Source organism: Arcanobacterium urinimassiliense, from assembly GCF_900119495.1.
Taxonomy (GTDB): domain Bacteria; phylum Actinomycetota; class Actinomycetes; order Actinomycetales; family Actinomycetaceae; genus Arcanobacterium_A; species Arcanobacterium_A urinimassiliense.
Genome location: NZ_LT632435.1, coordinates 853,881 through 876,743, shown reverse-complemented (window position 1 = coordinate 876,743; position 22,863 = coordinate 853,881). Strand labels below are relative to the sequence as shown.

Genomic DNA, 22,863 nt, shown 5'->3' with positions numbered 1-22,863 from the left:
GCTGAAAAACTTCCCCTTTAACTATGTATAACTATACAGCCAAGATTATTATAATACATAGCTAGGATAGGTAATCTCCGCCACTACTTTACGCACTGGCACTACTACTCCACTGGCATCAATATTCCACCGGCAACAATTGCAGAAATTATTTGCCGCGCAACTCCGCACCCGCTTTTTGAGCGAGCTGCTTCAAGATTCGCTTCCGCAGCCCCGCTATATCAGCAGCTTCGAGAGTGCGCTCCGAAGAGCGGAAACGCAGAGCAAAGGCAAGAGATTTCTTCGCAGCTGGAATCTGATCTCCCGTATAGAGATCAAAAACCTTGACTTCTTCCAGCAGTTCTCCGGCTGCTTCCCGAATTATCTGCTCTAAATCGGCCGCCGGCACTGCTTTATCTACTACCACTGCGATATCTTCTTTTACCGGCGGGAAAGTAGCAACCGGCGCTACCTGCAAGGGTTCTGGACTCCGCAAGCGGAAAGCGGCGTCTAAATCAATCTCAAAAGCGATTGAGCGCACAGGAATCTCGCAAGCTTTGCAAATACGGGGAGCTAATTCTCCGGCATAACCGATTACTTCTCCCTCCGCTCGCAACTGAGCACAACGCCCTGGATGATAAGGGGCATAAGTAGCATTGGCTACGGTAATTTCTAAACCGAGTAACCGGCCAATTTCTTTGCCGGTTTCCACTGCTGCACGCCAATCCCAACAGACGGGAGTAAATCCAGCTCCTCCGTTTGCCACTTCCCCACAAGCAATACCAGCTACATGTAAGGGTTGCTGCGGAATAGCCTGCTGTAGCTCTGCCAAAGCTGTGGCTGCTGGCTTAGCTCCGGCACCCGGATTCGCAGCTGGATGGAGATCACCCGGACGGGTGACTACCCCCATTTCAAAAATAGCTACTTGGGGGTTACCTCGAGCCACATTGAGGTGTGCCGAATCTAAAAGCGAATCCAAAATTGTAGAACGCATATAAGGAGCTTCTTCTTGCAGCGGATTGCGCAAGCGCACTAATTGCCGGCGGCAATCCGTTGCCGGAATTTCTTGCCTATCGATGTTTGCAGCAGAGACGAAAGGATATGAAAGTACCTGCACCCATCCTTGCTCAGCTAAGCTGCGGGCAATATCGCGCTGAGCTCGCTGGAAAGGTTGCAACCCATTCCCAGCGGCAGCAGCTGGCTCTACTACTGGTATACGTTCGTAACCATAAAGACGCACAATTTCTTCTACTAGATGGGCGCTCCCGACTAAATCCGGGCGCCAAGAAGGTGGAGTAACCTGCAAAGTCACACCTGAATCCGCTGTTTCATCTACTTTCTCTACCTGACAGCCGATTTTTTCCAACAACTCTATCTGTTGAGCTGCAGAGAGCTCTAATCCAGTCAAGCGTCCCGTTTCTTGAGTGGGGAAAACTAGGGGCTGCGGCAGTTCTACTTCGTTAAATTCAAAGTTTTCTGCAGCTATTTCTCCTCCGCCGTACTCCACTAATAAATCAGCTACTTTTTGGGCAGCTATCGGTGCAATCTGCGGATCGACTCCCCGCTCATATCGTTTAGAAGCCTCCGAAGGTAGCTTATGCCGCCGCGCCGTACGCGCTATCGATATTGCTTCGAAATGAGCAGCCTCTATAAGCACATTACGTGTAGATTCCGTAATCTCAGTATCGTATCCACCCATTGTGCCAGCAAGACCGACTACTCTTTGCCCTTTTCCACCAGTGGAATCAGTAATTAATAAATCCTCTACATCTAGCTGACGCTCCACTCCATCGAGAGTAGTGAGCATCTCTCCCGCGCGCGCTCGGCGCACTACTAAAGGAGCTTGTAACTTATCTAGATCATAAGCATGTAAGGGTTGGCCTAAATCCAACATCACATAGTTGGTAGCGTCTACTGCTAAAGAAATCGGGCGCATACCGGCCGCACGTAAACGTTTCTTTAACCATTCTGGTGATTCGGCCGCTGGATTTATACCGCGCACTATCCGGGTCACAAATCTATCGCAGCCAATTTTTCCGTGAATTGGATTTTCATCAATTACTTCCACGGCAAAGCCGGCATTATTTATTTCGGGTAGGGGCTGCGGGAGATTTTCTGCTTTCCCATAGTCCACAAATTGCGCTCCCGTCGAATGGCTGTATTCGCGAGCTACTCCGCGCATGGCAAAACAATAGCCACGATCTGGGGTGACGTTTATTTCAAGTACTTCTCCTGCTATACCGAGGAAATCGCGCACGTCGCTTCCAATTGCCGGTAGTCCAGCTGCGGCCGCCTCTGCATCTGAGTGCGCCAATACTAAGATACCGTCGTGATCTTCGCCGATTCCAAGCTCACGTACCGAGCAAATCATACCGTCGGATAGATGCCCGTAAGTCTTTCGTGCCGAAATTTCAAAATTTCCCGGCAAGACTGCGCCGGGTAGGCAGACCACTACATAATCTCCCGCTTCAAAGTTATGTGCTCCGCAAATAATTCCGCGCGAAGCGAGTTCTGAGGGCTCTTTGCCGGTGCCGGGAGCGTCATTATGCTCTCCCACATCTACTCGGCAATAATTTATGATTTTGCCGTTTTTTTGCTCTTTCGCCGTGCGGGTGAGTACTTTTCCTACTACCAGTGGCCCGCGCACCTGCGGTGGATGTATCTCTTCTTCTTCCAGGCCCACTTTTACTAAAGCTTCTGCAAGCTGGGCAGCCGTAATGTTTTCCGGCAAATCTACATATTCTGCCAGCCAATCTGTGGGTACTAAAGGCATTAGTTACCCCTCCCCGTAGTTCCGAATTGAGTTGAAAAACGAATATCGCCCTCCACCATATCGCGCATATCGGCGATACCGTGGCGCAACATCAAAGTACGTTCAATACCCATACCAAAGGCAAAACCGGTGTATTCTTCCGGATCAATACCTGCATTGCGCAAAACTTCCGGATTCACCATTCCACAGCCGCCCCATTCAATCCAGCCGGCACCACCTTTTTTCTGCGGGAACCATAAATCCATTTCCGCAGAAGGCTCGGTAAAGGGGAAGAAAGATGGCCGAAGCCGTGTCTTTGCTTCTGGGCCGAACATAGCGCGGGCGAAGTGATCGAGCGTGCCTTTTAGATGGGCCATAGTCAGCCCCTTATCTACCGCTAACCCTTCTACTTGGTGAAACACCGGAGTATGAGTGGAATCTAAAGCGTCGGTACGGAATACCTTTCCCGGGCAAGCGATATATACCGGGGCTCCGCGCTCGATAAGTACATGCGCTTGTACCGGTGAAGTGTGGGTGCGCAACACTAAACCCGGCTGCGGAGCGCATTTAGCAGGCTCTTCTTTAGCGGCAGAATCGCCTCTATCCGGGAGTGTCTCTACTCCATCTATATAAAAAGTATCTTGCATCTGCCGCGCCGGATGGTCGGCACCGAAGTTGAGGGCGTCGAAATTAAACCATTCGTGCTCTACTTCTGGACCTTCGGCAATATCCCAACCCAAGCTGATGAAGAAATCAGAAATATCTTCCATCAGAACCGGCAAGGGATGCCGGGCGCCGCACGGGGTCCCCCGCGTAGGAAGAGTGACATCTACTTTTTCTTCTTCGAGAATTCGCTCTTCTTGCTCTGCTTCGAGACGAGCAGTCGCTTCGTTAAGCGCGCTCTGTATCGCTTTGCGTGCCTGCCCCAGTAATTTTCCGGCTTGTGGTTTTTCAGCTTTTTCTAGATATCGAATTTGCATATTAGCTTTAGTAATCGGGGCGTTATCGCCGCTATGAGCTAATTTTGCAGCTTTTAATTCGTTAAAATCACCTGCGTTTTGAAAAGCACTCTGTGCCGCTTTTACCGCCTCGGCAATGCCCGCTGCATCTAGGGGGCTGAGATCCATCTCTTACCTTCTCTCCGGCCAATTTCATCAGTTATTTTTCAAATACAAACCTCTAACTATCTTACTCATCTCCGAAAGCGGAAGGAAATTGCTTTTATATTTTGCTAGCTTAGGTGGATATTCTCGAGAATCCAGGCGTTTCTATTAGAATTAGAATTATGGCTACTGCGGTATTTTGTGGACTCACTACTTTAGATATTACGCAGCGGGTGGAACGAGTGCCGCGCGAGAATGAAAAAATTGTTTCTTTAGGTACGGCCGTAGACGTAGGTGGGCCGGCTGCCAATGCTGCGCGAGTGGCGGCAGCTTTCGGTGTTTCTTGCCAGCTGATTACGTTATTAGGCAATTCTGTACTGGCAAAAATTGCGCGAAATATTTTAGAGAATTCGGGAATAGACATAATAGATTTAGCCGCTGATAGTGATTTCCCACTTTCGACAGTTTTAGTGGATAACGCCGGTGGGCGCAGCGTAATTTCGCAGAATAATCCGGGGCGGGCTTATCAGAAATTTTCCCTAGATCTAGGGAGCGATATAAAAGTTCTAGAGGTAGATGGGCATTTACTAGATGTGCAGATACAACTGGCTAGGGCGGCACAAATAAAAAATATTCCGATAGTTTTTGACGGCGGATCGTGGAAAGCAGGCAGCGGCGTGCTCTTACCTTTGCTATCGCACGTAATTATTTCGGCTGACTTTCAGGTTCCAGACTGCACAGATACTTTTGCGGAACTAAAACGCTACCAGTATCCCCTGCTGGCCCAGTCTTTTGGCGACCAACCTGTGCGGGGCAATTATGCCGGCTCGGCCGCTGACTTCACAGTGCCAGTACCGCAGGTAACACCACAAGATACCCTCGGAGCTGGAGATGTGCTCCATGGGGCTTTTACTGCTTTGCTCGCGAAAAATATCGATGCAAAAACTGCTTTAACGCAGGCAGTCACTGCTGCGAGCCGATCTACTGAGTTTTTGGGACTGCTCCCCTATTTAGAATCTATTAAGCAGTAAATTTACTACTCAACAGACTTACCTCTGGGCTTATCACTCAGTAGCTTAGCGCTTCGTAAATTTATTGCTCAGAGAATTTTTCCGTATGCTGCGCCGTAGCTGAAGCATAAAGGCAGAGCGTAGCGGCGATAGCTAAGTTTAGCGATTCGGTCTTTCCCCACATCGGTATGGAAATTATTTGATCGGCTGCTTGCCGTTGCGCACCAGTAAATCCATGTGCCTCATTACCTACTATCCAGAGAGTAGGTTTTTTCAATACCGATGTAGGCAGCGCAGAAAGTAAAGTATCACCAGCACCGTCAGCCAAAAAAATCTGCATATTGGCTTGGCGCGCCGCCGCAATTACTTGCGAAAAATCTTGCTGTGCCCGCAGCGGGATATGGAATACCGAGCCAGCCGAAGCGCGGATAAGTTTTGGATTTCCTAGATCAGCAGATTTTAATCCCGCCAATACCCCATCAGCACCGACGGCGGCAGCGGAACGAATTATGGTGCCTAAATTTCCGGGATTATCGGCTTGCAAGGCAAAAATTAACAGCCGTGCGTTCGTAAAAAATGCAGAGGATACAGCTGAGTTGCCGGATTCAGTCGCCTCAGTTAGCTGCGGCGCCCGGCATACTGCTGCTATCCCCTGCGCATCCGGAAATAATTCTTGGAAGAGGGCAGGCGGGAGTAAGTGCAAATACGGATCAATCTTTTCGATTAATGCGGCAATATCGGGGTGCTTCTGCAATCCAATATCGCTGGCGTAGATATCCCGCAGGCTATCTGGACTCCAAATTAAGAGTTCCCGTACAGCCTGCGGGCCTTCTACTAGCCATTGCCCGTATTTGCGGCGGTTTGCTTCCCGGTATAGACCACAAACTTTTTTCAGTTGCCCCGTCTTTTCCCGGTGATATTTACGCGGCATATTTCTGCACCGCCCGCACTTCCAATAGCTTCTCTAAATATCGATTACTCGTATTTACTACTTAGCCGGAGCGTTTACGTCTTCCGGCAGCGCCTTCTTAGCCATCTCTACGATCTTGGCAAAAGTAGCTGGATCGTTTACTGCTAATTCAGCGAGCATCCGCCGATCGATATCGATTTCCGCTAAGCGTATTCCCTGCATAAAGCGGTTATAAGTCATGCCGTTTTCGCGTACTGCCGCATTAATGCGCGCAATCCACAGCTTACGGAATTCATTTTTGCGCACTTTCCGATCGCGATAGTTGTAAACGAAAGAGTGCGTCACCTGCTCCTTGGCCTTGCGATACAGGCGCGAGCGCTGCCCACGATATCCTTTTGCGCGCTCTAAAGTAGTGCGGCGCTTCTTTTTGGCGTTAATTGCGTTCTTTACACGGGCCATTTTATTTCTCCTTATTCAGTACAAGCTCAATTTAGTGTGCGCTCTAGCGCCCTAAAAGACGATTTACTGGTTTCACGTCTGATTTAGCTACCGGCTGGTCAGAAGATAGACGGCGCGTAATCCGGGAAGATTTATGCTCTAATAAATGCCGCTTTCCGGCCTGCTCCCGCATTAATTTTCCTTTACCGGTCACCCGGAAACGCTTCTTGGCACCGGAATGTGTTTTCATTTTTGGCATTTTCATGCTCCCTTTGGTAGTTAGTTTTCTGAAAATCTTAATTACTCAGCAGTTTCTTTTTCAGCTAAGCGTTGCCGATTTTTTTCAGCGCGGCGATTCCCATTTTCGCGCCGGGCTTCTCTTTCTGCTTCCCGACGGCGGCGTTGGTCAGATTTAGCTTGTGATTTACGCCGAATAGGGGCTAAAACCATAAACATAGCTCTTCCATCTAGCCGGGGAGCTGATTCGATTACGCAATTTTCGCTCGCGTCTTCGGCAATTCGCTGCATAAGGCGCATCCCCATTTCTGGGCGAGATTGCTCGCGCCCACGGAAACGGAGTTGGATTTTTACTTTATCGCCTTTATCAAGGAACTTAGAGATATTGCGCAGCTTGGTTTCGTAATCGTGCTGATCAATTTTTAACCCAATCCGGATTTCTTTTACCTGGCTATTAGCTTGGTTCCGGCGGGCTTCCCGAGCTTTTTGGGTAGCTTCATATTTGAATTTTCCGTAATCCATCAATTTCGCTACCGGCGGTTTAGCATTCGGAGCGACTTCAACTAAATCCAGATTGGCTTCTTGTGCTAGCCGCAGGGCACTTTCGATGCTCACTACGCCTACTTGTTCACCGCCTGGACCTACTAAGCGCACTTCTGGTACGCGAATTCGCTCATTTACTCTTGGCTCGTTAATAATTGCTCCTCTGCCTTCGCTTAATTTTATGCGCGCGAAGATAAGGAGCATACAAGAATTTTGTATGCCTCAGACCCGGTCTCTTTAGCGAAACCCGGGTGGGATATCTCCACTTGCATACCGGCATAATGCCGACTGGTGTTACTACTCTAGCAAGCTACTAGCCGTATCTCCAAGAAAAGCGCTTAGTTTTCCCGTAAAAAGAGGGTGAACTTGCCCACCTTAGGTAAGGAATTTTTATTCTCGACGGAGAATTTCTAGGCAGGTAATTTTGCAGCAAATTTTTTGCCGAATTTCTTGCTCTATTCTCTATTCTTATTCTCTATTTTTTCGAGTACTTTTTAGCGCAGAGTCTTTTCCTAAGATTAGGGTTCTTTTCTGGCATTAATAGGCTCAGAGTAAAAATCTTTACTGAAAACAGGCATTATTTCTAAGGGTTCTAAAAGCACTTCGCGATAGGTAGGAGTGCTGAGTACGGTAGTTGCCTGTTTTACCAGCTCTTCTACCTGTGCGCGCGGCGTGCCTGGAACGATATTCAATTGGAGTATGCAACTTCCAAATCTGCCTTCGCGAAGTTGCACCCCGTGAAAAAACTCCGGCAGCTGGGAGATTTCTACAGCAGCTTTCCCTATATCTTGCTGCAGGCGTATCTGTAATTTCGTATCTCGCCAAGCTGGCTGCCAAGCAATACCCGCACTGAGAGCTAGCGCAGCACTACGCCCAATATATAGCTGCGTAGGAAGTTGAAAATCTAGTACCAGTAATCCTGACCCGTGCACAAAAGACGCTTTTGCTATTTCGCGAATATTTATCGGCAACGGGCGCGCTTGCGGATATATTTTTTGCAAAGCAGCTAACGAGGAGAATACGGGAATAGCTTTTTCTCCGCCGGGAAAATGTGCGGAAAAAAGCATTTCTGGATTATTGGGCCCTTGTGGATAGAGAGCCAGTAGCACTCTATCTAAGACGGCAACTATTGCTTCACTACGGGATTCACTCTGCTGGAAAGCTTTTTTTAAAGGATCTGGTAATTCTCCAGTATCTTCACTGTAGAGATTCCCCGCATGCAGGCAGCTAAAATCTTCGATATTCGCCACTATCTCATCCTTCCGCAGCTTTGAGAGCGGAAGCGATATCTAAACTACCTGCATAGAGGGCTTTTCCTACTATTACTCCTTCAATTCCAAGTGGAGCTAATTTACGCAGCTCTTTTATATCTGCAATGCTGCTAACTCCTCCCGAAGCTATTACGGGTTTCTCGGTAAAGGCACAAACTTTTCGCAGTAAATCGGTATTTACTCCTTGGAGCATCCCGTCACGCTTAATATCTGTGACTACATAGCGCGGGCAAGCTGCTTTTTCCAATACCTCTAGGACTTCCCATAAATTCCCGCCGGCTTTTTCCCAACCATGCGTAGCTAATTCTTCGCCCCGCACGTCTAAACCTATCGCTACTTTTGCTCCGTACTCGGCAATTATTTCTGCCGCCCAATCCAGATTTTCTAAAGCTGCTGTACCTAAATTAACGCGCGCAGCTCCCGCATTAAGCATTTTTTCTACTGCGGCTTGCGAACGAATTCCTCCCGATACTTCCACTTTTACCGCCGGCACTTCTTTCACTATTTCCACTACCAGCTGATGATTAGAACCCCGCCCAAAAGCAGCATCTAAATCTACTAGATGTATCCAACTCGCCCCCGCAGCAGCAAACCCTGCAGCTATCTCGATCGGCTCTCCATAAATTTTTTCACTGCCCGCTGCTCCTTGCCGAAGCCGGACAGCTTTCCCTTCGACAATATCAATTGCAGGTAAAAGTTGAATTTTCTGCATATTTTTCTCTTCTCTTTCCAGCTAGGCCGATCTTTCCGGCTAGGCCAAATTATTTACCCAATTTTCCCATAGCTGCATCCCCGCCTGCGCTGATTTTTCCGGATGAAACTGCACCGCCGCAAGTGCCCCTTCTTCGATAGCAGCCACAAATTCTGACCCATACTTAGCAGTAGAAATTACGGGACGACGCTGTGGAGAGAGCTCCCGCAAAGCAGAGAAGGAATCGCTCTGCACAGCATAGGAATGTACGAAATAAAAACGTTCATTTTCAATACCCGCTAAAAGTTTCGTACCTGCGCCTGCTTTTACCGGCGACCAACCCATATGAGGAATAATAGGGGCAGAAAGCGCCGTCACCTCCCCTGGCCAGATGCCAAAACCGCGGCAACCACCATGCTCGGTACTAGCGGCAAAAAACAACTGCATTCCAACGCAGATACCGATTACACTGCGCTCATTAGCAATACGCGCCCGGATAATTTTATCTGCTCCGCAAGCTTGTAATTTTTCTAATACGCTGCGGCTAGCTCCCACTCCAGGCACTACTAATCCAGCTGCTTTATTGATTTCCTGCGCATCTGCAGAGAGAAAAGCCTCTGCTCCTACTCTCTGCAACGCATACATTACGCTGCGAATATTGCCACTTCCGGCATCTAAAACTGCTACTTTTCGCATTAATTATCCTCCGCCGGGGGCTCTGGCTTTGCGCTATCCTCAAAGGTGGAATTTGCGCTACCTTCAGAGGTGGAATCGGCATCCGCAGTTAAATTCTGGGCGATATTTTCTAGCAAATTAGTAGCTTCGTGCGGCATGATTCGCTCTGAGTTTTCCGCTAAAGGAGTGGTGCCAATTAAAAGATCTTCAATTTTTGGATCTAGCGCTCCGAGCAGTAACCCGGGAGCAATTTCTTCCCCTTTTTTCCCAGCTATGATTCGCTGGGCGCTAATTACTCCAGCTACTCCCACTTCACCACCGATATCTTTACCTAATTCAGCACGCAGTAAAATCACTCCGTAAGGAGAAAGCTTTGAAAGTAGAGCTCCTATATATTCCGGATCTTCTTCCCGGGAAACAGCTGAATCTGGTGCACTCTCATTTTCTTGCCCGACCACCGAAGCAGATTGCTCAGCAGGCATATCTCCAAGTAATTCGGAGATATCCCAATCTTTAAACTGCACTGCAGGTAAATCTTTACCTACTAGCACACCGCTGGCACTGGGAAATACGGCAGCAGATATTTTCCGAATTTTTAAAATAGCTGCCACCACCTCTGCTTGTGCAAAAGGGGTGAGTATTAGGTATCGCCGGCAACTTTGCGAGGCACCGATTTCCTTATTTATCTCGTCGTTACTCACAAAGCTCCTTTTGTAGAAGGTACTCCGCTCACGCGAGAATCGCGGCGTACGGCCATTTCTAATGCGCGGGCCACTGCTTTAAACTGTGCTTCTACAATATGGTGTGGATCTCTGCCGTAGAGGAGCTCCACATGCAAACAAATTCCGGCATTATAAGCAAAAGATTCCCAAATATGCCGAGTCAGAGATCCGGTAAAATGCCCGCCGATAAGATGATATTCCTGCCCAGCTGGTTCACCGTGATGCACCACGTAAGGGCGGCCAGAAATATCGACAACTGCCCGTGCCAAGGCTTCATCTAAAGGAGCAAAAGCATAGCCAAAGCGTACTATTCCTTTTTTATCTCCCAGAGCTTCCCGCAGAGCCATTCCTAGGCAGATTGCCGTATCTTCTACGGTGTGGTGCGCATCGACTTCTATATCCCCTTGTGCCTGCACTTTTAAATCTAATAAAGCATGTTTTCCGAAAGCGGTGAGCATATGGTCGTAAAAAGGCACTCCCGTAGATATTTCGGTATGCCCTTGCCCGTCCAGATTGATTGCCACGGATATTTCTGATTCGCCGGTGCGGCGAGAAATTTCACCTATCCGAGTATTCATTTTCCGCTAACCTCCTTTAATGCCTGCAGAAAAGCCGTATTTTCGGCAGGAGTGCCCACACTCGCCCGCAGCCAACCATCTGGGCCAACTTCGCGAATTAACACTCCGCGCTCCAAAAGCCCTTGCCAAATGCGGTGTCTATCGGTAAAAGTTCCGAAGAATACGAAATTGGCATCGGAAGGAACACTTTGGAATCCCCGCTCTTGCAGCTGTGCCACTATTTTATCGCGGTCGCTACGAATTTGCTGTACTTGCCGCATTTGTTCCGCGCTTTGTGCCAGTGCCCCGCAAGCAGCAGCTTGGGTGAGAGCCGAGAGGTGGTACGGCAGGCGAATTAGGCGTATTTGCTCGATTATTTCGGTGCTGGCCGCTAAATATCCGAGCCGCAAGCCAGCAGCACCGAACGCCTTAGAAAGCGTGCGGCATACTACTAGATGCGGATAATTTTTAAGTAACTGCAGAGCACTGGGAGTATCTTCGCGGCGAAATTCTCCGTAGGCTTCGTCTACCACTACTAGAGTACAAGTTGGAAGGAGCTCGCCGTTTTCTGCTTCTTGCTGCGGCCCTGTATTGCGTGTAAGCTGCAAAATTTCTTCTAATTCGGCTTTTTGTAGTGCGGTACCAGTGGGATTATTGGGAGAAGCCAAGAGAATAACGCTGGGACGATGGGTAGCTAGCACCCGTTTTACTTCCGCCAAATCGATGGAAAAATCGGGTTTCCGCTGGCCGGTAACGAAAGTAGAAAAAGTATCCCGCGCATATTCCGGGTACATCGAGTAGGTAGGACTAAAAGATGCCACTACGCGCCCCGGCCCGGCGAAAGCCTGCAATATCTGCAGTATTACTTCATTGGAGCCATTAGCTGCCCAAATATTTTCCGGATCGATTTCTACTTTAGATTCCGTAGCTAAATAGCGAGATAGAGCTTGACGTAGCTGCAAAAAATCCCGATCGGGGTAACGGTTTAGATTTTGTAAAGCCTCCCTTAAAGAATTTTCCATACTTTCCAGCACCTGTGGGGAAGGCGGATAGGGATTTTCGTTTACATTTAAACGAATAGGCACCTCCAATTGTGGGGCTCCATACGGAGATTCTCCCTGCAAATCTGGGCGTTTCGGCAATCGCAACTGGCTCATCAGGCTAGCCTTTCCTCGATAGTATTACTGCTACTAACATTCTAGTGTACTTATATGGGTAACACGCTTATAGAACTTGATGCTAGAGCCGGTGGCGAAGATTTAGTAGATCTCGAGAATTCCGAGAATCTCGAAAATGTCTGCCCCAATTTTCCAGTAGTGAGCCCGAATGAAGGAGCTCTTAGTTCTAAATTGAACTGGCTGCGTGCTGGAGTATTAGGTGCGAACGACGGTATCGTTTCCACTGCCGGTATCGTAGTGGGAGTAGCTGGAGCAGCGCTCTCTGATTTTGCGCTTTTAGCTTCCGGTATTGCCGGAATGTTGGCTGGAGCGCTTTCGATGGCAGCTGGTGAATATGTATCCGTATCTTCCCAGCGGGATGCCGAACAGGCAGCTCTGACTGAGCAGCGCGCCTATGTGGAAAAAGATCCCCGCGGAGCAGAACTGCGTTTAGCTGGTTTAATTGCCGGGCAAGGGATATCGAAAAATTTAGCTTTAGCTACTGCCCGCGAATTAAGTAAAGATATCGAATCTGCCAGTAATGCCCACGCACAGTACGAATACGGACTGGCGGCAGATGAACTTGTAAATCCGTGGGAAGCCGCTCTGGCTTCTATGGGAGCATTCTTTATTGGAGCTCTTATTCCTCTCTTCGCTATGCTTTTAAGCCCGCACACAATAGCTGTACCGGTGACTGCCATAGCGGTAACTACTGCTTTAGCTATCACTGGTTCTGTATCAGCAAAACTAGGAAATGCTCCTATTTTGCGCGCTACCATACGCAACGTAATTGGTGGCAATGCCGCAATGGCTGTGACCTATTTTATCGGAGTACTAGTAAGTAACTTCGCTTAAACGCTACACAAGCTAGTAAGCGCTCGATAAGCTAGTTTTCTAAATCTTCTAAACGCACCGCTAAAGCGTGAGCATGCGCTGGTAAATCTTCTGCCGTGGCCAGAGCATGTAACGGCGCATAGAGCGATTCCATAGCTGCGTGTGTATAAGTAATTTCCTGTACAGATTTAAGGAAAGTAAGCGCATTTAATCCGGAACTAAAGCGAGCAGTTCCACCCGTGGGAAGGACGTGGTTTGATCCCGCCATATAGTCTCCAAGTGGTACCGGGGTGTAATCTCCGATAAAGATAGCCCCGGCATTAACTATTTTGGTCGCCCAAGCAGCAGCATCTTGTGTCTGTATTTCCAGATGCTCTGGCCCATAGGCATTTACTGCCGCTGCTGCTTGATCTAAATCGCGAGTAATCACTATGGCCGATTGTTCTCCGCTTAAAGCCTGCTTTACCCGCTCCCGATGTTTCGTATTCTCAGCTTGCCGAGCTACCGCTTTATTTACTGCTTGCGCTAATTCCACACTCGGAGTGATGAGCAAAGAAGCCGCTGCTGGATCGTGCTCTGCTTGGGATAAAAGATCTGCCGCTACATATTCCGGATTAGCATTTTCATCTGCCAATATAGCTATTTCCGTGGTGCCAGCTTCCGCATCTATCCCCACTTTACCTTTCACATAACGCTTAGCAGCAGCTACAAAAATATTTCCTGGTCCGGTGACCATATCTACGGGTTTACAAATTGGAACGCTCGCAGATTCGCCGCTCGGTATTCCGTAAGCAAACATAGCTACTGCTTGAGCTCCACCCACTGCATATACTTCTTTAATTCCGAGAAGTTGGCAAGCAGCTAAAATCACTGGATGCGGCAATCCACCGTAATTAGCTTGCGGCGGAGACGCTAAAGCTATTTCTGCTACTCCTGCCACTTGCGCAGCCACCGCATTGTGAATCACAGAAGATGGATAAACCGCTAAACCACCCGGCACATACAGCCCCACCCGCTGCACTGGAATCCAACGTTGGCGCACATATCCGCCTGGAATTATTTGCGTATTTTTTTCTATCGGCAACTGCGCGCGATGCCCTGCCCGATTATGCTCAATAGAAATTTGCAAAGCCTGGCGCAATTCTGGGGAAAGCTGGCGCTCTGCTTTCACTAGTTCACTCTCTGGTACCCGCAGATAAGGAGGGCAAACGCCGTCAAACTTTTTCGCTAACTCTGCGAGGGCTTCCGCTCCGCGCTCTTGCACACTTTGCATAATTGGCTCTACCTGTTTAAGAGCTGCCCGAATATCTACGCGGGGGCGAGGTAAAGGAACGGTAGAAAATTCTGTACCCGCAAGAGTGCGAAAATCTATTACGCGCATTATATCCATGTTATTTTCCTCCCCCGCTATTTCTCATCAGCTACTTTATCAGTAGCTGTGCCAAAGCGGCGTTCTCGTTTTCCATATTCTGCTAAGCATCTCCAAAGGGTGCAGCGATCAAATTCCGGCCAAAGCTCCGGCACAAACATCAACTCAGCATAAGCAGACTGCCAAAGTAAGAAATTAGAGATTCTTTGCTCTCCCCCCGAGCGAATAAAAAGATCAACATTTGGAAGATCTTGATACAAATGCGCCGAAATTAAAGATTCTTTTATATCTTTTGCCCGCAGCTGACCCTGCTCAATTTCTGCCCCGATTTGGCGCATTGCATCCGCAATTTCTGCTTGGGCACCGTAGTTCATACAGAAATTCAAAATGAGGCCTTGATTGTTTTCCGTCTCCCGCGCCGCATTCTCTAATTCTTGCCGCACTGATTTCCAGAGACGCGCTTCTCTTCCGGACCATACAATCTTTACTCCCCAAGATTTTAACTCGGCACAACGCCGGTGAATCACTTGCCGAGAATAATTCATTAAAAAAGAAACTTCCCGCGGCGAGCGTTTCCAGTTTTCCGTGGAGAAAGCATATACCGAAAGCACCGAAATTCCGCTTTCAATTGCGCCGGCAATTACATCCATCAAAGCTAATTCACCGGCTCTATGCCCCTCGGTACGAGCTAATCCCCGCTCGTTGGCCCAGCGGCCATTGCCGTCCATAACTATGGCTATATGTTCTGGTAATTTTCCCGAAAACACCGGCGGAAGCGCTCCACTTTTATGCGCCGGCGGGCGGCAATAGTTCATAGTCATGATATAAGTTTACTATCCACAAACTGTAAAGACTTAACTGGCCTCTCCAAGTGCCACTGTAAATAAGCATTTAAGAGGGCGTTTACGGAACGTTTCGCATTAGCGGGGGCACTTACCGCTTTCTCCCAATCGCCATCTACTAGGGCAGCAAGTAAAAGAGCAGCCTCCGGCATAATGCTCCCGGAACTTCCCGTACGGCATTTATTGCAGAGCAAGCCCCCTAAATCTAGTTGTAAAGCAGTATGCACTCCAACTTCACCGCATTGTGCACATTCTTTTATAGCTAATTCCCAGCCGGATTGCTGCAGAATGCGCAAAATATAGGAATCTAAAATTATGAGAGGCGGTAAAGTACGGCTAGCTAGCGCATGTAAAGCACCATATAGCAGTAAAAACTGCCCGTAATCAGCTACTTCTTCTTGCTCCATTATGTGGTCAGCAGTTTCTACTATGCTGGAAGCTACGGTATATAGCGAGTAATCAGTAGCAAGACGGCGCTGATATTGATTTATGCTTTCCACTTGAGAAACTATATCTAGACCGCGCCCCCGGTAGAGCTGGATATCGATATAGGAGAAAGGCTCTAGGCGAGCTCCAAAGCGTGATTTCGTCTTCCGCACTCCTTTCGCTACGGCGCGAATTTTTCCATGCCGTTCCGTGAAAAGAGTAATAATTCTATCTGCTTCTCCAATATCGGCAGTACGCAGCACTATGGCCCGATCCCGATAAGTTTTTTGCATGGCTTCAGCCTATTAGATATTCTCTTGAAATACTGCTCCGCGCGCGGAAGAAAACCACTTGAAGCAGCGCACCTAAACTGCACAAGAAATTTCGATGTAGTAGCTTAAAATCCGAATCTTTGCAGTAATTTCGGATCGCGCTGCCATTCTTTGGCTACTTTCACCCTAATATCTAGATAGATTCGCCGCCCCAGTAATTCTTCAATCTCTAGCCGCGCTTTTTTCCCCACCGCTTTTAGGCGGGCGCCTCCTCTTCCAATCACTATGCCTTTCTGGGAATCTCTTTCCACGTAGAGAGAGGCTCGAATATCGAGCAACGGCGGATTCTTTTCACTGCCAGTGCCGGGGCGCTCTTCCATATCTTCAATCACCACCGCAATGGAATGTGGCAATTCTTCCCGAGCTCCTTCTAAAGCTGCTGCCCTAATGAGTTCCGCTATCCGATCCTCGGTGCTCTCATCGGTGACGGCGCTACGCGGATAGAGGGGTGGAGAGAGTGGTAAGTGCCCCTGGAGAACTTCTGCCACTACATCTAACTGCTCATTTTCTAAGGCACTTACTGGCACTATTTCGGTAAAATCTCCAAATTTATCTACTTCTAAAAGTTTAGCCGCTAGTTCCGCTCGCCCTAAAGTATCACTTTTCGTAATAACTGCAACGAGCGGAATTTTTGCTCGCTGGAGCAGGTCGAGTAAAAATTTATCTCCTGGGCCTATTTTTTCGTCTGCTGGCAGGCAAAATGCCGCCACATCGGCGTCACTTAAAGATTCTCTTACCATCTCGTTCAGGCGCTTCCCTAATAGCGTACGCGGGCGGTGCAAACCGGGCGTATCTAAGAGTATGAGCTGGGCAGATTTACGATTGAGAATACCGCGAATCGCGCGGCGCGTAGTCTCCGGTTGATTAGCGGTAATCGTTATTTTTTGCCCGATGAGCGCATTAGTTAAAGTGGATTTACCGGCATTGGGTCTTCCCACAATCGCCACAAATCCCGCCCGAAAATCGGCTGGCCAAGTAGTGCTATTCTGCATCGCTCTCACTTTCTGCCCGGGAAACTATAATACTGGCGATTCTCTTTCGCCGTCCCTCAAATCTATCTGCCTGCAGATGTAGACCGTGTGTTTCAGTAGCGGAGCCGGCAATAGGTACTCTCCCCAGCACTTTTGCAAATAAACCACCTATGGTATCCACGTCGTCATCAGAAATATCTAAATTAAAGAGTTCCCCTAAATCGTCGAGCGGAAGCCGAGCAGGCACTCGATAGCTATCTTCACTAAGTGGTTCTATCTCCGGGAGGGCGCGATCGTGCTCATCCACCATTTCTCCAACTAGCTCTTCGAGGAGATCTTCTATCGTCACTAACCCCGCTATTCCCCCATATTCATCTACGACTAACGCAATATGTATCGCTAATTTCTGCATATTGTGCAAACACACATCTACAGTCATCGTTTCCGGCACAAATGTGGGCTCTCGCATCACTTCTGCTACCGAAATATCCCGCGGATTACTGCGGTGATGAATACGGCGGATTATATCTTTTAAATAGAGCACGCCGCACAGTTCGTCTACGGAATCCCCCACCACCGGCACTCGGGAAAATCCGGAACGAGCAAAAAGCGAGAGTGCTTTATCTAGCGAGTGGTCTTTTTTAATATGGATTATGTCGATACGCGGCACCATAACTTCGCGCACTAGCGTTTCCGAAAGTTGGAATACCGATTGTAAGAGGGAGCGCTCTTCTTCATCTAAAGCATTGGATTCTGCTACGCGCTCCACCATCATTACGAGTCGATTTTCATCCTCATCTTCTTTTTCTTCTTCGTCATTCGGCTCACTGCGGCGCACAAATACCGCCGTAAATTTTGCGCCCCATAAAAGTAAACGCGCAGCCGGGATGAGCATGGGCACTGATTTTTTTATTCCGAGATGAGTGGGAATAAGCAGAGAAAGGCTTGCAAAACACCCAATAGCAATCAGTAATACTGATACCACTAAATAGCCGTTTTCAGGGAGAAAAGTGTCCAATGCCAAGGTGAGCATCAAGGTGAATACGATAATGAAAAATATGCGCAGCGAACGGGCAGCTGCATAGACTTCTGCTCGTTTTTCTACCAGTTTTACCAAAATACGGCGCGAAGGCGAGCTTTTTGCCGCTTCGAGAGCTTCGGCGCGCGTAAGAGAATTAAACGCGGCCAATACTAACCGAAAATATCCGGCTACTCCGAGCGCTACTAAGGCTACTCCGCCGTATACGAGGCCAGAAAGATTCTCTGTTCCGCTCATAGTTTTTGGTTATCTCTCTTCCGCTATTTTTATGCTTATTCTATTGTAGGTGCGATATCGTCAATATCGCGCGTATCTGAATGAGGATGATTGGGATCTTGTGGGCGCCGAGCTAGGAACTCGAGGAGGAGGCGCCGCTGCAGAGCAAACATCTCTTTCTTTTCTTCCTCTTCTACGTGGTCATATCCCAGTAAATGCAAAATACCATGCGTGGCAAGTAAAAGAATTTCTTCCATAAGGGCGTGGCCAGATTTGGCGGCCTGCCGCGCAGCTACCTGCGGGCAAATAGCGATATCTCCTAAAATTCCCACTTGCGGGTTTTGCCCGACCGGAGCTGGGCGTAGCTCGTCCATAGGGAAAGAGAGCACATCGGTAGGGCCACTCAACCCCATCCACTCTAGGTGGAGATCGGCCATAGCATCTTCTCCAAGTAGCACGAAATTCAGATCTGCCTGCGGATGCACCCGCATTTCATCTAGCACCCACCGCGCCAATTCAGATATTTCTGCTAAATTAATGGCTGCATCGTAATCGGATTCATCATTTACATCAATCATAGTTTTCACTCCAGCGGGTATAGGCATCTACAATATCTGCTACTAGGCTATTGCGCACCACATCTTCTGATTTGAGTTCTATAAATTTTATACCGGAAATATCGGCGAGAATACTGCGCATGAGGCGGAGTCCCGACGTGGTGCGAGTAGGTAGGTCTATCTGGGTTAAATCCCCTGTAATCACCATTTTGGTTTGGAACCCCAAACGCGTAAGAAACATTTTCATCTGTGCTGGGGTAGTATTCTGCGCTTCGTCTAAAATCACGAAAGCATCGTTTAGAGTGCGCCCGCGCATATAGGCTAAAGGTACAACCTCTATAGTGCCAGCAGCGAGTAATTTCGGAATGCTATCTGGCTCTACCATGTCGTAGAGAGCATCGTAGAGTGGCCGCAAATAAGGGTCGATTTTATCGCTGAGCGTACCGGGAAGAAAACCCAGCGATTCTCCCGCTTCTACCGCGGGACGGCTGAGCACAATGCGGCGTACTTGCTGGCTCTGTAATGCTTCCACTGCTTTAGCCACCGCCAGATAAGTCTTTCCCGTACCAGCTGGACCGATGCCAAAAGTAATTGTGGAAGTATCAATAGCATCTACATATTCTTTTTGCCCGAAAGTCTTGGGGCGAATAGTTTTACCACGCGCGGAAATTATATCGGTACGCAGCAAATCAGCTGGATTAGCTAAACCTCGTTGAGCTAATCTGATTGCACTTTCCACTGCTTCCACATTGAGGTACTGGCCGCGTTGTAGCACCGAAATAAACTCATTTAGAAGATTTTTTGCCAATTCTACCGGTAGCGGCGGACCGGAAATAGTTATTTCTCTTTCGAGGACGTGCAGCTGCGCCGGCGTTAAGCCTTTTTCCAGAGTACGGAGGTATATATCGTGCGGTCCGAGAAAGCTGATCATATCTATGCTTTCCGGTACCGTAACTTTCTGAATAACTTTGCTCTCTGCTTCCATATTTTCTCTATTACTTCACTCGACTTTTATCCAGAAAGGCGCGCGTCACTGCAATCGCCCATGGCCCAGCAGAAGAACTGCGCAGAATATGCTCTCCTAGGAGCACTGCCTGAGCTCCGGCCGCTTGGAAAGCTACCAATTCTGCAGAAGTGATTCCTCCTTCGGGGCCTACTATATACACTAATCTACTTGGAAAATTCGGTTGAGAAGAATTCTGCGCCAACGCAGAATTAAAGAGAGTAGTCAGCACTTGTGCTAAAGAGTGCACCGCTTCTTCATGGCAAACCAGTACCCAAGCCCCCGTAGCAACAAAATCTGAAATTTTCTCTGCGAGAGCTCCACTATCTACAAGCTCATCCACCTGCGGGAAATAGGCGCGCCGTGCTTGTTTAGCTGCTTCATATGCAGTAGCTTCCCATCTACTGCGCCCTTTGGCACTTTTTTGTGCACTCTCCCAGCGCACCACACTTCGTTCCGCAGCCCACGGAATTATACTATCTACTCCAAATTCAGTGGCGGTTTCTACCGCTTGTTCTGCTCGCCCGCCTTTAGCGAGTGCCTGCACTAAGGTTATCTGCGGCATAGTCGGAGAATAATCAGTTATTGCTTGTATCTGCCCGGTGAGCGTAGCTTTTTCGGTGCTTTGCACCAGCAGGATTCCCCGCCTCCCTTTGCCGTCTACCACTGCGATTTTTTCTCCGGGGCGGATACGGCGCACGGCGACGGCATGGTGAGCTTCACTACCGCGAATCGTACAAATATCTTCGCACGCTAAATTAGATATTTCTGCACTATAAAATACCGGTAGTGACATCTTTTCCCTTATTTAACGAAGATATCTTTAAATCGCGTAAAAAGAGAATCTTTTTCGGCACTTAAATCGGATGCTACTTTTTCTTCGCCGCGCAATTTTGCGAGTTCTTTAAGTAGTTCTCGCTGCTCATCTGGCAGATCGGTAGGTGTACGTACCTGCATAAGCACATGTATATCTCCACGACCACGCCGGCGTAAATGCCCAACTCCCAAGCCGGGAAGGGTGATGATTTCTCCAGATTGCGTGCCTGGTTTTACTTCTATATTTTGCAGACCGTCAAAAGTGGATATTTGTAACTGGCAGCCTAAGGCAGCGGCAGTCATCGGCACCTCTAAAGTGGCGTGTAGATCATCACCGCTTCTCTCGAATACTGCATCGCGTTTAACGCTTATTTCTCCATACAGATCTCCGGCCGGACCACCGTATACTCCAGCATTACCCGCACCACGCAAACGAATTCGGGTAGCGTTTTCTACTCCGGCCGGCACATTAAACACCACTTCTTTTTGCATCTTTACGCGGCCACTACCTGCACATTCCGGGCAAGGAGTGACCACTTTTGTGCCATACCCGCCACAGCCCGGGCAAGGGCTACTCGACATCATCTGCCCAAAGAGCGAATTAGTGAGTTTTTGAATAGTGCCACTTCCTTGGCAATCTGCGCAAGTCACCAACTCAGTGCCAGGAGCAGTCAAATTTCCATGACATTCTGGGCAGAGCCCGGCGATATTTACTTTTACTTTTTATCTACCCCGAATACCACATCTTTCAGGGTGAGCTGCAAACGCACTAAAGAATCATCCCCGGGACGGGTGCGAGATACCGGGCCACGCCCCGCACTGCCACCGCCAAAGAATGCGGAAAATATATCTTCGAAGCCGCCGAAGGCACTCGCTCCGCCTCCGGCTTGACCGCTTTTTACTGCGTCTTCTCCGCCGAGGTCATAGAGACGGCGCTTTTCGGTATTAGAAAGTACTTCATAAGCCACTGTGACTTCTTTAAATTTTTCGGCCCCTTCTGGCCCAGCCACATCGGGATGTAGTTTCCGCGCTAATTTTCTATAAGATTTTTTTATTTCTTCTGCGGAAGCTTGCCGTGATACTCCTAGAATCTGGTAGTAATCAGCCACTTATATTTTTCCCTTGCCTATTAGATTAAAATATTCTTTCTGTATTCTATGCGCTCTATCTGCGGAAAACAGCCACTAAGCGCAGAAGCGGGCGAATTTCACTCACTGCTCAAAATTGAAGTCAAATATTGCGCTACGGCATACACTCCCGCCATTGCACCTCGGTAATCCATCCGGGTCGGGCCAATTATTCCCAACCGCGCAATATCTGCTTCGTTGTCTACGCCGTAATTTGTAGAAACTATAGAAGTTTCCGCGAGGGCTTCTTCAGTATTTTCGCTCCCGATTTTTACGTTTATTCCTTGCTCTTGCTGGGTAATAAGGCGTAACAGTATTACTTGCTCTTCGAGCAGATCTAAAACGGGAGAAATAGAATGAGCAAAATCGTAATCATAACGGCTGAGATTACCCGTACCGGCTACTACTACTTTTTCTTCTCCCTCACTCTGCAGCATTTTTGCCACCGCCGTAAATACTATTTTTCCAGCAGGGCGAATCAACGGCGGCAGAGCCTCTAAAGTGGTCGGAATTTTTTTACCTAAATGGCGCATTTCCATTCCTACCAAGTGCTCATTAGCTGCTTTTCTGATTAAATCTACAGATTCTTCAGAGAGAATATCTTCTACTTCTACGGTGCGCTGTTCTACGCGGCCCGTATTGGCAATCAACACTATTAAGATGAGCTGTTTACTTAGAGCTACTAGCTCTATATGCCGTAAAAGGGTGCGTTGCAAAGAAGGATACTGCACCACTGCCACTTGTTGAGTTATCTGCGCTAGAAGACGGACAGCACGATTCACTACATCATCTAAATCCACCGACTGGGTGAGAATTTGCTCAATAGCTTTGCGTTGCGGCACTGAGAGCGGCTTAATATCAGCAATTGCATCTACAAAAGCGCGATAACCGCTATCGGTAGGTATACGCCCAGCAGAAGTATGCGGCTGGACGATTAATCCCGCTTCTTCTAGTTGCGCCATATCGTTGCGAATAGTAGCAGGAGAAACGCCGAGATTGTGCCGCCGCGCCACTGCTTTCGAACCGACTGGTTCGCGAGTCGCAATGTAATCTTCAATAATGGCATTAAGTACTAAACGCCGGCGGGCATCCGAATTACGCATTCTCACTCCTTCCCTTCGTCTCTCCCCAAAGTCCATTCCCTAAAGCTTATTCCTTAAAGCTTCGTCATAGACCCTATTAGCAAAACGTATTAGCAAAACGTATTTGCAAAACGTATTTGCAAAACAGGCACAAATCTGCGCACTCTTTGCTCTCGAGTGCTAATTCTACTCTAGTTTTTCTCC

Annotated in this window: 23 protein-coding genes and 1 pseudogene; 2 read left to right on the top strand and 22 right to left on the bottom strand. The window is 48.4% G+C overall.

Annotated features, from left to right (window positions below; translation table 11 throughout):
• Nucleotides 1-148: 148 nt before the first annotated feature.
• Nucleotides 149-2,752, bottom strand: a complete 2,604-nt coding sequence (gene pheT / locus BQ7117_RS03965) for a phenylalanine--tRNA ligase subunit beta (RefSeq protein ID WP_073996298.1) — start codon at nt 2,750-2,752, stop codon at nt 149-151.
• Nucleotides 2,752-3,858 (bottom strand): phenylalanine--tRNA ligase subunit alpha, encoded by a 1,107-nt coding sequence (gene pheS, locus BQ7117_RS03960; protein ID WP_073996297.1) that lies wholly within the window; start codon nt 3,856-3,858, stop codon nt 2,752-2,754. Before pheS ends, pheT begins: the two co-directional genes overlap by 1 nt.
• A 158-nt stretch (nt 3,859-4,016) precedes the next feature.
• On the opposite strand from pheS, the gene BQ7117_RS03955 reads away from it, so the two are divergent.
• A complete protein-coding gene (locus BQ7117_RS03955; RefSeq protein ID WP_073996977.1) occupies nt 4,017-4,865 on the top strand; it encodes a PfkB family carbohydrate kinase in 849 nt (282 codons plus the stop codon).
• 61 nt (nt 4,866-4,926) lie between these two features.
• Here the strand turns inward: BQ7117_RS03955 and BQ7117_RS03950 are convergent, their stop codons facing one another.
• The 10 genes from BQ7117_RS03950 to BQ7117_RS03905 form a co-directional block, all read right to left on the bottom strand.
• A complete protein-coding gene (locus tag BQ7117_RS03950; protein WP_073996296.1) occupies nt 4,927-5,775 on the bottom strand; it encodes a TrmH family RNA methyltransferase in 849 nt (282 codons plus the stop codon).
• Nucleotides 5,776-5,832: 57 nt separating this feature from the next.
• Entirely contained in the window at nt 5,833-6,213 is a 381-nt protein-coding gene (rplT, locus tag BQ7117_RS03945; protein WP_073996295.1) for a 50S ribosomal protein L20, read from the bottom strand.
• A gap of 43 nt (nt 6,214-6,256) precedes the next feature.
• A complete protein-coding gene (rpmI, locus tag BQ7117_RS03940) occupies nt 6,257-6,451 on the bottom strand; it encodes a 50S ribosomal protein L35 (protein ID WP_073996976.1) in 195 nt (64 codons plus the stop codon).
• Nucleotides 6,452-6,492: 41 nt separating this feature from the next.
• Entirely contained in the window at nt 6,493-7,176 is a 684-nt protein-coding gene (gene infC / locus BQ7117_RS03935) for a translation initiation factor IF-3 (protein ID WP_084789879.1), read from the bottom strand.
• Between the two features lie 314 nt (nt 7,177-7,490).
• Entirely contained in the window at nt 7,491-8,222 is a 732-nt protein-coding gene (locus BQ7117_RS03930; RefSeq protein ID WP_073996294.1) for an SseB family protein, read from the bottom strand.
• 4 nt (nt 8,223-8,226) lie between these two features.
• A complete protein-coding gene (locus tag BQ7117_RS03925) occupies nt 8,227-8,955 on the bottom strand; it encodes a HisA/HisF-related TIM barrel protein (protein ID WP_073996293.1) in 729 nt (242 codons plus the stop codon).
• A gap of 39 nt (nt 8,956-8,994) precedes the next feature.
• Nucleotides 8,995-9,630 carry an imidazole glycerol phosphate synthase subunit HisH gene (gene hisH, locus BQ7117_RS03920; protein WP_073996292.1) on the bottom strand — a complete coding sequence of 212 codons (636 nt, stop codon included), beginning with the start codon at nt 9,628-9,630 and terminating at the stop codon, nt 8,995-8,997.
• Nucleotides 9,630-10,310 carry a hypothetical protein gene (locus BQ7117_RS03915; protein ID WP_073996290.1) on the bottom strand — a complete coding sequence of 227 codons (681 nt, stop codon included), beginning with the start codon at nt 10,308-10,310 and terminating at the stop codon, nt 9,630-9,632. The genes hisH and BQ7117_RS03915 overlap by 1 nt, the downstream gene beginning before the upstream one ends.
• Nucleotides 10,307-10,909 (bottom strand): imidazoleglycerol-phosphate dehydratase HisB, encoded by a 603-nt coding sequence (hisB, locus tag BQ7117_RS03910; protein WP_073996289.1) that lies wholly within the window; start codon nt 10,907-10,909, stop codon nt 10,307-10,309. Before hisB ends, BQ7117_RS03915 begins: the two co-directional genes overlap by 4 nt.
• Nucleotides 10,906-12,045, bottom strand: coding sequence for a histidinol-phosphate transaminase (locus BQ7117_RS03905; protein ID WP_073996287.1), 1,140 nt, complete (start codon nt 12,043-12,045; stop codon nt 10,906-10,908). The genes hisB and BQ7117_RS03905 overlap by 4 nt, the downstream gene beginning before the upstream one ends.
• Nucleotides 12,046-12,099: 54 nt before the next feature.
• Here BQ7117_RS03905 and BQ7117_RS03900 point away from each other — a divergent pair, with 54 nt between their 5' ends.
• Complete coding sequence (locus tag BQ7117_RS03900) at nt 12,100-12,900, top strand: VIT1/CCC1 transporter family protein (protein ID WP_084789877.1); 801 nt, start codon at nt 12,100-12,102, stop codon at nt 12,898-12,900.
• Nucleotides 12,901-12,931: 31 nt separating this feature from the next.
• Here the strand turns inward: BQ7117_RS03900 and hisD are convergent, their stop codons facing one another.
• From hisD to hrcA, 10 genes and pseudogenes are all read right to left on the bottom strand, one after another.
• The gene (gene hisD, locus BQ7117_RS03895) at nt 12,932-14,260 is read right to left on the bottom strand and encodes a histidinol dehydrogenase (RefSeq protein WP_073996973.1); all 1,329 of its coding nucleotides are present in this window, start codon (nt 14,258-14,260) and stop codon (nt 12,932-12,934) included.
• Nucleotides 14,261-14,286: 26 nt separating this feature from the next.
• Complete coding sequence (gene uppS / locus BQ7117_RS03890; protein ID WP_202613019.1) at nt 14,287-15,069, bottom strand: polyprenyl diphosphate synthase; 783 nt, start codon at nt 15,067-15,069, stop codon at nt 14,287-14,289.
• Nucleotides 15,066-15,809 (bottom strand): DNA repair protein RecO, encoded by a 744-nt coding sequence (gene recO, locus BQ7117_RS03885; protein WP_073996285.1) that lies wholly within the window; start codon nt 15,807-15,809, stop codon nt 15,066-15,068. Before recO ends, uppS begins: the two co-directional genes overlap by 4 nt.
• A 104-nt stretch (nt 15,810-15,913) precedes the next feature.
• Complete coding sequence (gene era / locus BQ7117_RS03880; protein WP_073996284.1) at nt 15,914-16,840, bottom strand: GTPase Era; 927 nt, start codon at nt 16,838-16,840, stop codon at nt 15,914-15,916.
• Entirely contained in the window at nt 16,830-18,095 is a 1,266-nt protein-coding gene (locus BQ7117_RS03875) for a hemolysin family protein (protein ID WP_073996283.1), read from the bottom strand. Before BQ7117_RS03875 ends, era begins: the two co-directional genes overlap by 11 nt.
• Before the next feature lie 35 nt (nt 18,096-18,130).
• Nucleotides 18,131-18,652 (bottom strand): rRNA maturation RNase YbeY, encoded by a 522-nt coding sequence (ybeY, locus tag BQ7117_RS03870; RefSeq protein WP_073996282.1) that lies wholly within the window; start codon nt 18,650-18,652, stop codon nt 18,131-18,133.
• The gene (locus BQ7117_RS03865) at nt 18,645-19,616 is read right to left on the bottom strand and encodes a PhoH family protein (RefSeq protein WP_073996281.1); all 972 of its coding nucleotides are present in this window, start codon (nt 19,614-19,616) and stop codon (nt 18,645-18,647) included. The genes ybeY and BQ7117_RS03865 overlap by 8 nt, the downstream gene beginning before the upstream one ends.
• A gap of 10 nt (nt 19,617-19,626) precedes the next feature.
• Nucleotides 19,627-20,430 (bottom strand): 16S rRNA (uracil(1498)-N(3))-methyltransferase, encoded by an 804-nt coding sequence (locus tag BQ7117_RS03860; RefSeq protein WP_073996280.1) that lies wholly within the window; start codon nt 20,428-20,430, stop codon nt 19,627-19,629.
• An 8-nt stretch (nt 20,431-20,438) separates the two neighbouring features.
• Nucleotides 20,439-21,559, bottom strand: a pseudogene (dnaJ, locus tag BQ7117_RS07905) (molecular chaperone DnaJ).
• A 98-nt stretch (nt 21,560-21,657) separates the two neighbouring features.
• Nucleotides 21,658-22,680, bottom strand: coding sequence for a heat-inducible transcriptional repressor HrcA (gene hrcA / locus BQ7117_RS03850; RefSeq protein ID WP_143273969.1), 1,023 nt, complete (start codon nt 22,678-22,680; stop codon nt 21,658-21,660).
• Nucleotides 22,681-22,863 lie beyond the last annotated feature (183 nt).

Bases quoted from the DNA above. Each gene is read 5' to 3' on its own strand.
- pheT (WP_073996298.1), bottom strand. From the start codon at position 2,752: ATGCCTTTAGTACCCACAGATTGGCTGGCAGAATATGTAGATTTGCCG.
- pheS (WP_073996297.1), bottom strand. From the start codon at position 3,858: ATGGATCTCAGCCCCCTAGATGCAGCGGGCATTGCCGAGGCGGTAAAA.
- BQ7117_RS03955 (WP_073996977.1), top strand. From the start codon at position 4,017: ATGGCTACTGCGGTATTTTGTGGACTCACTACTTTAGATATTACGCAG.
- BQ7117_RS03950 (WP_073996296.1), bottom strand. From the start codon at position 5,775: ATGCCGCGTAAATATCACCGGGAAAAGACGGGGCAACTGAAAAAAGTT.
- rplT (WP_073996295.1), bottom strand. From the start codon at position 6,213: ATGGCCCGTGTAAAGAACGCAATTAACGCCAAAAAGAAGCGCCGCACT.
- rpmI (WP_073996976.1), bottom strand. From the start codon at position 6,451: ATGCCAAAAATGAAAACACATTCCGGTGCCAAGAAGCGTTTCCGGGTG.
- infC (WP_084789879.1), bottom strand. From the start codon at position 7,176: ATGCTCCTTATCTTCGCGCGCATAAAATTAAGCGAAGGCAGAGGAGCA.
- BQ7117_RS03925 (WP_073996293.1), bottom strand. From the start codon at position 8,955: ATGCAGAAAATTCAACTTTTACCTGCAATTGATATTGTCGAAGGGAAA.
- hisH (WP_073996292.1), bottom strand. From the start codon at position 9,630: ATGCGAAAAGTAGCAGTTTTAGATGCCGGAAGTGGCAATATTCGCAGC.
- hisB (WP_073996289.1), bottom strand. From the start codon at position 10,909: ATGAATACTCGGATAGGTGAAATTTCTCGCCGCACCGGCGAATCAGAA.
- BQ7117_RS03905 (WP_073996287.1), bottom strand. From the start codon at position 12,045: ATGAGCCAGTTGCGATTGCCGAAACGCCCAGATTTGCAGGGAGAATCT.
- BQ7117_RS03900 (WP_084789877.1), top strand. From the start codon at position 12,100: ATGGGTAACACGCTTATAGAACTTGATGCTAGAGCCGGTGGCGAAGAT.
- hisD (WP_073996973.1), bottom strand. From the start codon at position 14,260: ATGCGCGTAATAGATTTTCGCACTCTTGCGGGTACAGAATTTTCTACC.
- uppS (WP_202613019.1), bottom strand. From the start codon at position 15,069: ATGACTATGAACTATTGCCGCCCGCCGGCGCATAAAAGTGGAGCGCTT.
- recO (WP_073996285.1), bottom strand. From the start codon at position 15,809: ATGCAAAAAACTTATCGGGATCGGGCCATAGTGCTGCGTACTGCCGAT.
- era (WP_073996284.1), bottom strand. From the start codon at position 16,840: ATGCAGAATAGCACTACTTGGCCAGCCGATTTTCGGGCGGGATTTGTG.
- BQ7117_RS03875 (WP_073996283.1), bottom strand. From the start codon at position 18,095: ATGAGCGGAACAGAGAATCTTTCTGGCCTCGTATACGGCGGAGTAGCC.
- ybeY (WP_073996282.1), bottom strand. From the start codon at position 18,652: ATGATTGATGTAAATGATGAATCCGATTACGATGCAGCCATTAATTTA.
- BQ7117_RS03865 (WP_073996281.1), bottom strand. From the start codon at position 19,616: ATGGAAGCAGAGAGCAAAGTTATTCAGAAAGTTACGGTACCGGAAAGC.
- BQ7117_RS03860 (WP_073996280.1), bottom strand. From the start codon at position 20,430: ATGTCACTACCGGTATTTTATAGTGCAGAAATATCTAATTTAGCGTGC.
- hrcA (WP_143273969.1), bottom strand. From the start codon at position 22,680: ATGCGTAATTCGGATGCCCGCCGGCGTTTAGTACTTAATGCCATTATT.